This is a genomic window from Streptococcus sp. 27098_8_109 (genome assembly GCF_041432295.1).
In the GTDB taxonomy this organism is placed as follows: Bacteria; Bacillota; Bacilli; order Lactobacillales; family Streptococcaceae; genus Streptococcus.
Window position 1 is genome coordinate 18,445 of record NZ_JAPVZJ010000025.1, and the last position, 8,760, is coordinate 27,204.

General features: G+C 38.9%; 11 protein-coding genes and 3 pseudogenes. 8 read left to right on the forward strand and 6 right to left on the reverse strand.

The window, feature by feature from the left end; translation table 11 throughout:
* Positions 1-197: 197 nt before the first annotated feature.
* From O3664_RS08480 to rpmG, 4 genes and pseudogenes are all read left to right on the forward strand, one after another.
* Positions 198-779, forward strand: a pseudogene (locus O3664_RS08480) (hypothetical protein).
* Between the two features lie 25 nt (positions 780-804).
* Complete coding sequence (locus O3664_RS08485; protein ID WP_033608448.1) at positions 805-981, forward strand: PTS ascorbate transporter subunit IIC; 177 nt, start codon at positions 805-807, stop codon at positions 979-981.
* Between the two features lie 151 nt (positions 982-1,132).
* Complete coding sequence (gene rpmF / locus O3664_RS08490; RefSeq protein ID WP_000290417.1) at positions 1,133-1,315, forward strand: 50S ribosomal protein L32; 183 nt, start codon at positions 1,133-1,135, stop codon at positions 1,313-1,315.
* Positions 1,316-1,330: 15 nt separating this feature from the next.
* Positions 1,331-1,480 (forward strand): 50S ribosomal protein L33, encoded by a 150-nt coding sequence (rpmG, locus tag O3664_RS08495; RefSeq protein WP_001265622.1) that lies wholly within the window; start codon positions 1,331-1,333, stop codon positions 1,478-1,480.
* A 642-nt stretch (positions 1,481-2,122) separates the two neighbouring features.
* Here the strand turns inward: rpmG and O3664_RS08500 are convergent.
* Positions 2,123-2,470 carry a type II toxin-antitoxin system RelE/ParE family toxin gene (locus tag O3664_RS08500; protein WP_084923593.1) on the reverse strand — a complete coding sequence of 116 codons (348 nt, stop codon included), beginning with the start codon at positions 2,468-2,470 and terminating at the stop codon, positions 2,123-2,125.
* The gene (locus O3664_RS08505; protein ID WP_001101478.1) at positions 2,460-2,747 is read right to left on the reverse strand and encodes a type II toxin-antitoxin system RelB/DinJ family antitoxin; all 288 of its coding nucleotides are present in this window, start codon (positions 2,745-2,747) and stop codon (positions 2,460-2,462) included. The genes O3664_RS08500 and O3664_RS08505 overlap by 11 nt, the downstream gene beginning before the upstream one ends.
* A gap of 501 nt (positions 2,748-3,248) precedes the next feature.
* Between O3664_RS08505 and O3664_RS08510 the strand changes: the two are divergent.
* The 4 genes and pseudogenes from O3664_RS08510 to O3664_RS08525 form a co-directional block, all read left to right on the forward strand.
* A pseudogene (locus tag O3664_RS08510) lies at positions 3,249-3,434 on the forward strand (CPCC family cysteine-rich protein); the annotation flags it as partial.
* A gap of 214 nt (positions 3,435-3,648) precedes the next feature.
* On the forward strand, positions 3,649-3,858 hold the full coding sequence (locus O3664_RS08515; protein WP_084923591.1) for a CPCC family cysteine-rich protein: 210 nt from the start codon (positions 3,649-3,651) through the stop codon (positions 3,856-3,858).
* A 30-nt stretch (positions 3,859-3,888) separates the two neighbouring features.
* Positions 3,889-4,104, forward strand: coding sequence for a hypothetical protein (locus O3664_RS08520; RefSeq protein WP_084923589.1), 216 nt, complete (start codon positions 3,889-3,891; stop codon positions 4,102-4,104).
* Between the two features lie 652 nt (positions 4,105-4,756).
* A pseudogene (locus tag O3664_RS08525) lies at positions 4,757-5,014 on the forward strand (tyrosine-type recombinase/integrase); the annotation flags it as partial.
* Between the two features lie 95 nt (positions 5,015-5,109).
* Here the strand turns inward: O3664_RS08525 and rpsD are convergent.
* From rpsD to O3664_RS08545, 4 genes are all read right to left on the reverse strand, one after another.
* On the reverse strand, positions 5,110-5,721 hold the full coding sequence (gene rpsD, locus O3664_RS08530) for a 30S ribosomal protein S4 (RefSeq protein WP_000092756.1): 612 nt from the start codon (positions 5,719-5,721) through the stop codon (positions 5,110-5,112).
* A 194-nt stretch (positions 5,722-5,915) separates the two neighbouring features.
* Positions 5,916-6,968, reverse strand: coding sequence for a sensor histidine kinase (locus O3664_RS08535; RefSeq protein WP_371613897.1), 1,053 nt, complete (start codon positions 6,966-6,968; stop codon positions 5,916-5,918).
* Entirely contained in the window at positions 6,965-7,663 is a 699-nt protein-coding gene (locus tag O3664_RS08540; RefSeq protein WP_049521327.1) for a response regulator transcription factor, read from the reverse strand. The genes O3664_RS08535 and O3664_RS08540 overlap by 4 nt, the downstream gene beginning before the upstream one ends.
* A gap of 123 nt (positions 7,664-7,786) precedes the next feature.
* On the reverse strand, positions 7,787-8,760 hold a 974-nt coding region (locus O3664_RS08545; RefSeq protein WP_371613898.1), incomplete at its 5' end, for an SSURE domain-containing protein.

An 8,760-nucleotide genomic window follows, 5' to 3' on the forward strand; every position in this document is an offset into this window, starting at 1 on the left:
ATAAGAATAAAAGAGTATTTCAGCACAATATAATCTCACCTACTACAAGTAATTATTGGGCTGAAACTTTTTAGTGATTATTTGTCAACTTTCTATTAATTTTTAAAAACAAAATGATATCATTTAGATATCAAATAACAGAGGTCATTCTTATGACTGAAAAACTAATCAATTCATAACCAAATGGTGTATTAGCATTGATTCTCATTGAGTTGACAATCGTACTTGGTATCTTTATATTTAAAATGGGTGTTGGTTCGGAAAACATTTTTGGAATTATTATCGGACCTTTACTAATCGTAATTGCAACGCTAACTCATGCTGGTTTAAAAGTTGTCAAACCTCAGGAGGCTATGGTTCTGACACTCTTTGGTAACTATACAGGTACCATCAAAGAACCTGGCTTTTACTTTGTCAATCCCTTCAGCGTAGCAGTCAACCCTGCAAACCACACTCGACTTGGACAAAGTGGTGATGTTAGCACAAAATCTCCTTTTTAGGAGCTAAATCATCAAATGACAATGACTGCTTAGGAAATCCTTGAAGCACGTATCACTTACCTAGCTTATGCTACAGAAATTACTACCATTATTGATGCCCGTAAGATGATTGTAGATGGTGCTGTAGGAATGGTTGAAATGGCACTAGAACGGCTCAATGAAGGGGAATTGGTAGAGCTTGACGAAGAACGAAAAGCTGCTATGGTTTCAAATCTCCTAGTCGTCCTCTGTGGCAATCATGATGCACAACCAATTGTCAACACAGGAAGTCTTTACTAAAGATGGTTGAAGCTAAAAAAAGCATATCCCCCTTCGACTCTCAACAAAGTTATACGCTGCACTCGCATCATGGGCAGAAGATGACTTTCGTTCAGTCAATGGGCAAATCGAATATCTCCTTACAGAATGTGTCAAACAACGGAAGAAAGACGGAAAATACGTATCAGAAACCATTGACGAACCATTTGAGATTGATATTTAACACCTTCTCCTGTCTGCTAGGTCTGACAGGAGAATTTTTTCATCTTTTTTTGTCAAGTAACTTTACTTTACAAAAAAAATGTGTTATCCTAGTATGGTTGATGAAAATCAGTAGATTGAATCGAATATAAATACCTAAAGGAGAAATCAAAATGGCAGTACCTGCACGTCGCACTTCAAAAGCGAAGAAAAACAAACGTCGTACACACTACAAAGTAACAGCTCCATCTGTAAACTTTGACGAAACTACTGGAGATTACTCACGTTCTCACCGTGTATCACTTAAAGGATACTACAAAGGACGTAAAATCGCTAAAGCTGCATCAGCTGAATAATAGAAGGGAGATACCATGCGCGTAAATATTACACTTGAACACAAAGAATCTGGTGAACGCTTGTACCTTACTTCTAAAAACAAACGTAACACTCCAGACCGTCTTCAATTGAAGAAATACTCACCAAAACTTCGCAAACACGTTGTGTTTACAGAAGTTAAATAAGCATTCAATACGAATCAATACAGAAGAAAAACGCTTGATCAGCGTTTTTTCTTTTTGTTAATTATCTTATATTTCAATTCAAATTCTACTCGTCCTACAATCTTTTTTGTAAAACTGATTTGAATCAGGTAATTTTAGCACTTTACTGCACACTCTAGTTAACCGATGTCGTATTTTTTTCACTATATTAGATATTGCGTGTAAAATAGTTTTTTCATCATCTAACCTGTAGAATGGAGTCTAGTAATTTCAATGTAATAAACTCAAACCACAAACTTCAGTGTTCTAGAATTGTTGAATAAGCTCGGAGGAAATATCAAAACAAAAGCTTGAAATATCGAAAGGGTTGTGTTAGAATGAACTTACAATGTGAGTAAAGTTACAGCATATGTAACTAAAAAAGCCCCACCGTGCCACCGATGGGGTTTTTTGCTACCCTCTAAAAGGGTTAACCATTACTTCTTACGTTTCTTAAGCCATAACTTGAAAAGCTCAGATAACACGTTAATAAGTAACGGAGCTAGAAACACTGTGAGTAAAGTTTCTAACATATGTAACACCTCCCTTCCTTAAAGTGAGGGGGCCAAAATATTATATCATCAATATCACGTAATTCCCAAACAAAAACGCCTTCCTAAGGCGCTATTTTTTCTTGAACAAACGGATGTAGTCCTGTTTACTATGAATAATATCTGATACAAAGACAGCTTTTCTGTCCTCTAAAATATGATAGAAGGCTAGGTAATCGCCTAAAATGATGCATCGAGTTTTGTGGGGTGGGTATATAATAACTCCTACTCTTTCATCAGCATCAAATCCTGCTTCCGGGAAAACTTCAAGACGTTCCAATCCGTAAAGAATATTCTTAACTGTGTTTGCTCCTGCCTGTTCTGAAAAGTAGTTAGCTGAGATATAATCTTTAATACCTCTTAGCTGTTCTTGTACCGTTTCTGAGATAATCAGGCTATATACATTCTCGTTAAATTCCAAGGTTAGCCCTCACTTCATCAAGGCTGTAAGTTCTTCCATGTTCTAAATCGTCAAAGCTACGGGCAATTTCAGCACGCAACCCTGATAGAAGTTCTTCTCTTTCTTTGTCTACTTGAGTTTCAAATGGCAAGGCTTTATTTTCTACAATGTGTTCTAAAAACAAGTTAAAACTAGCTGTCATATCAAGATTTTGCGCTGTGATAATAGCTTTAGCCTTCTCTAACAAGTCTCTGTTAGTCTTAAAGTTTACCTGTGTGTTTTTTTCTAAAACATTCATAGTAGCACCTCCTTTTAGACTATTATATCACTTTAAACTATACAGGTCTAGTTGCGTATAGATACTTATAGCTGGTAGTAAAAACAAAAAAAGCACTAAGGGAAAACGCCCCAAAGTGCTTAATATCAAGGCTCTAAAGCCTATCTTATTCAATAAAATATTACAACATTTTGTTATCTTGCAGTGATTAGGTACAAAAAAACAGGCATAAGCCTGCTATGAATCTAACTTGACTTTCTCAAAAACTATTAAATTCAAATAAGTTGAGAAAACATAAAGGGTAACAAAAAAGGACTTAAAATGATGAGTTCAGCCGGCAAGAAACTAGCACGGTCAAACGTGCTTTTTTTATTACCTAATAATACTATCATACTACATCTGGAATACACACTCAATTATTAGCAATCCCCTTCGATTTGCAGTATAATGATGGAAAGGTGGGTTGATACTCACGGTTCACCAAAAAGACTGATTTGGCGAGTATATGAAGGAGGGATTTATATGGATAGATCAAAAAAGACATGGGAAATTGATGGATATTTATGGTTACATTGTCCCGTTTGCGGAACTGAGGTTATGGACTATGATATCTGTGACGTCTGTCGTTGGCAAAATACAGGTATTATAAATATAGACGGTGGTCCAAATAAGATGACTCTAGCTGAAGCCAAAGAAGCTTACGCAAGGAGAAAAATCGTAAAAATTCGAGAATTTGATACAGTGTTGTTACAAAACGGTCAAACGGTAGCAATTGTCGAGAAGTTAAGCGAAGATACTTTTATTGCTGATATAGGTGATTCACCTAAAGACTGGGATACCATAACAATTACAATCAATGATATTGAAAAAGTAGTGTATTGAAATAGCTAATATATTTGTATAGTGTTGGGAGTGACCTTAAATGAATAAGATTGGGAAAGAGAATTTAATCATTATTAACGGTAGCGAATATGTCCATTGTCCAGTATGTGGTACTGTTACAGCAGTGTATGATATCTGCGACATCTGTCAGTGGCAAAATACAGGAGAAACTAATATAGATGGCGGCCCTAATGAAATGACACTTGCTGAAGCCAAAGAAGCTTACACAAAAGGGATTCCAATAATATAACAGACTATAGTAGTACGAAAGGAGAGACTGATGGAACTTAAAGAATTTAATAACAAGGTTGTCAGAATCACCGATATTGATGGCCAAATATTTAAAGGTGTAGCTCTTTACGAAGACAAAGATGTCTATGATGAAGAACTTGATGGGTTATCCGTTAATTCTGGAACCAGATGGATTAAACTCTTTGAAAATGAAATCAAGGAAATTAAAATTACTGATAAAATCAACCAGTCAAAAAAACCTTAGATTCGTTTCTAAAGGCTTTTAATTAAGCCTAAGATATGTTTTGTTTATACACCACTAAAACACCGTCTCGATAGCTTTTAGCAAAGTCTAGCAGTATATCAGCCTTGAGGCACTCATATTGAGCCTTATCGATGTCTAGCGCCTCGTATAATTGCCATATCTTTAATCTCTCTCCAGTTCGCCTTGTAAAGAGATTGGCGAATATCTCACGTCCTACATCATACAATCACTTATCTTCAAGTCTAAGTCTAGTCTCTGAATTGCTTTTTCAAAATTTTTAATACTTCTTGTTTCTTTTCTACTTCGTCAGTGGTCAAGCTCCTACTCCTTTATGATATAATTAGTTTAAAGAGAAGTGAGGTAGAAATGATAGTGTCGCTACGCAACTTCATAGTATGAGATGACGGGACAGGCACACCGTCCACTACTCTTGAGCGCTTAGATTTTTCTAAGTGCTTTTTTATTTTCTCTTGGTTCACTCTTACTTCAAGACTACTCTCATACCATGAGATAAGCCATTAAGAGGTGTTTTCTCTCTTATCTCCTTACCATTCTGCAGGCAATTAAGGCAAGTTGTTCCTTTTCTTATCTGCTAATCATTTTATAAACATCAAATTTAAAATAACAAACTTTTAAACTTCTATTATTTCCCCAATACGCAAACAATAAAACACTATCAACTCGTTTAAATACACGTTTCAACCATGCTGGTGTACCTAATATTGGATTCCACGGTTTCAGACACACACATGCTAGTCTTTTGCTAAACTCTGGAATACCATATAAAGAATTACAACACCGTCTAGGTCATTCTACACTAGCTATGACTATGGACACTTACAGTCATCTCTCCAAAGAAAAAGTAAAAACAGCCGTCTCATTTTATGAGAAAGCTGTGAGTTCTTTGTAAAGAGGGACAAACAGGGGGACAAACCCAGAAATCAACATTTTAAGACAAAGCAAAAAGCCCACTGTTGTAGGCTTTCTGTAAGATATTTCTTAAAATTAAAGCATTTTGTTGTAGAATTCAACGACAAGTGCTTCGTTGATTTCTGGGTTGATTTCGTCGCGTTCTGGCAAGCGAGTCAATGAACCTTCCAATTTTTCAGCGTCGAATGATACGAATGCTGGACGTCCAAGAGTAGCTTCTACTGCTTCAAGGATAGCTGGAACTTTCAATGATTTTTCACGAACTGAGATCACTTGACCTGGAGTTACGCGGTATGATGGGATATCAACGCGTTTTCCGTCAACAAGGATGTGACCGTGGTTTACGAATTGACGAGCTTGACGACGAGTAGTCGCAAGACCAAGACGGTAAACAACGTTATCCAAACGACGTTCCAAAAGAAGCATGAAGTTGAAACCTAGGATTCCACCTTTGATTTTTGTAGCTTGTACGAACAAGTTACGGAATTGTTTTTCACCTACACCGTAAGTGAAACGAAGTTTTTGTTTTTCAGCCAATTGCAAACCGTATTCTGACAATTTAGAACGGTTGTTTGGTCCGTGTTGTCCTGGTACATAGTTACGACGTGCCAATTCTTTACCTGTACCTGTAAGTGAAAGGCCAAGGCGACGAGCTTGTTTCCAAGATGGTCCTGTATAACGTGACATGTGAATGTCCTCCTGATATAAATAATATTTCGGTGGAAATAGTCACTTAGAAAGCCCTGATTCGTGCAGATGCCCTTCGCCTAAACAGCCAAGGTTACTTATCATAAGACACCTGTTGACGAGCTTCATGCTTTCCTGCTGATATTTCGCACAAAATCCATTCTACCATGAATGGCTAGATTTGTAAAGGGGTTTTAAGCTTTATTTTCATTGCCAGAGAGATTGAGAAGGAGGGTAAAGGTGCTTCCGATGCCGTACTGGCTACTGACTGTGATTTCCCCACCCAATTGATGGGCCAATTCACGCGCAATCGCAAGACCTAAGCCATGACCACCTGTTTTCATGTTACGCGAAGTTTCAACACGATAAAGGCGTTTGAAAATATTCTCCAAATCCTCTGGGGCAATCCCCTGTCCCTCATCGGTCACACTGATTGAAAGCTGGTTCTTTTCCAGCTTAGCCACCACTTCCAGCTTGGTTCCTGGAGCTGAGTATTTAAAAGCATTATTGACCAGATTCACCAAGATACGAGAAAGTTTGGCATAATCTCCCTCAATCCGAGCAGACTCAGGGATTACCTGCAATTGGACATCTCGCTCCTCCTGCTCAATCAAGAACTGAAATTCACTCATGCACTCAATCAAGAGCTGGTCAAGAAAAATGCTGTCTTTGCTGGTAGTTTCCACCTGATTTTTAGCCGTGTTTAGGGTCAAAAAATTTAATTCCTCAACCAGTTTATTGAGTCTTTCAGTCTGGCGTCCAATGGTTGCTAGATAATGGTCCTGTTCTCCTTCCTTGATAACCCCATCCAAAATCCCTTCTACCGTCGCTTGGATCGAAGTGATGGGGGTCTTGATATCATGCGAAAGTTGAGCAATCATCAAGCCCTTTTCTCGTTCGCTTTCTTCCAAAGAATCAAAGGTGGCCTGCAAATCATGGGACATTTCATTGAAAGCTTGGCCTAATTGTTGAAATTCTACAGGACCTTGAACCTCCAGATTTGATGGAAAATCCTTGTCTGCTACCCTCTTGGCATGTTCCTTGAGTTTGCCCAATGAAGTAAAGACTGGCGATAGGAGAAAGAGACTAATCCCAGCACCGATAAAACTAGCCACGAGAGTCATACCCACTAGGAAATAAATCTCTCTTTCTTCAATTAGCATTCGCTGGATGGCCCAAAAAACCACGATAATCGTTAGGAGTGTTGAAATGATATACCCCACTAAAATATAACTTTTTAATTTCATTGACTACCTCGTGCTTTCTCAATTTTGTAGCCCAAGCCCCAGACGGTTTTGATGGTCGGTGTTTCTGCACTAGCATGTTTAGTCAACTCCTGTCTAAGAGCATGAATATGAACATTCAAAGTATTGGTATCATCCACATAGTCTTCCTGCCAGACCTTTTCATAGAGGTCTGTCTTAGAGAAAACCCGCTCTGGATTGCTGGCTAAAAGCCATAGAAGTTCGAAGGATTTGACTGTCAAATCAAGCGCCACATCTCCGACTTGGACCTCATGACTACCGTGATTCATCCGTAAATCCCCGAGACTGACGACTTCTGTCTCACCTCCACGATGAAGGCGACGCAAGATATTGTGGACACGCAAAACCAGCTCACGAGGGCTAAAGGGCTTGGCAATAAAGTCATCTGCCCCTAGGCTCAGGCCATAAATCTTGTCCTGCTCGCTAGTCTTAGCCGTGATAAAGAGAAAAGGCTGATCTGGAGATTGATACTGAACCTCACTAATCAAATCATAACCATCCATCCGAGGCATCATGATATCTGTAATAATCAAATCAATCGGTTTTCGCTTGAAGATTTCTAAGGCCTCTACTCCATCATGGGCCACCAAAACCTGATATCCTGCCTGAACCAGATAACGTTGATGAATATCTGTGATTTCTACCTCGTCATCAACGAGTAAAATTGTCTTTCCCATCTGTCTCTCCTTTGAAAAAAACAGTGCTATACCACAATAGTATAACACTATTTTAATCTCTTTACGAACATTCTAATCGATATCTGGATTTTTCAAATCCTAGATAGAAAGTCTGTAGCTAGACTAGTCATTTTCCTCTTTTTTAGCTTTCAAACCGAGGCCACCTAGCAGTCCTGCCAAGGCGAGTCCAAAGAATCCAATAGTAGCCATTGATGTTTGGGCTTCACCAGTATATGGAAGCATATCTTTTTGGTCTTTCATGTGATCAGCCATCATTGGACTTGACACCTTGTTAGTAGATGCCATCTTGCCTTCATCAGATATTTTGCTTGAGGTCGCTGCGACTTGGTCTTGCTTCATACTTGGAGTTGCCATTGGCTGGCTAGCGTTCATAGTTTTGTCCTGCTCTTTGTTAGGCATCATCTTATCCTGGCTAGCAGCTGGCATTTTAGATTTCATCTCATCTTGATCGGCACTAGGCATTTGAGCTTTCGTATTAGATGCATCTTGATGACTATTCATCATTGGAGCCGGCATAGCTGAACCATTAGAAGATGGGACGAAACCTGACTGCATCGGAATCAGAGACTGATGTCCATGCAAATTCACTGTCAAATCCTTAGTCGCTACGAGATTGCTCAAGTCTGCCTTGCCATCTTTAGCACCGTACACCTTGATAGTAGCTTTATAACTTTGAGTGCCGTTTTGTTTCAAGAGGTCAAGCAAATCTTTATCAGATTTACCTTGAGTCCCTGCCAAATCTACTTCGTAGAAGTAGAGACCTTTGCCCAATTTCTCTACTGGTGGGAGAGCCGGATTTTTAGCTGAACCATTGTCTGACCATGGAGCCTTGTCTGAGGCTTTCAAGATAAGGCGAGTCAACATACCGTCACCAGCGAAGAATTCGTATGGAATGACTTGGTTGACACCAGCTGTGAATGGACCTGGGAAGTTGGCTTTATCCAAATAAGTAGCTGGGACATCTACTGTGTCTTTAGTATTGTCAGCCACGCCTTTTTGCACTTCAGCTGGAGTGGTTAAGCCATTCAAGTTTACTGTCAAATCCTTAGTCGCTACAAGGTTGCTCAAGTCTGCCT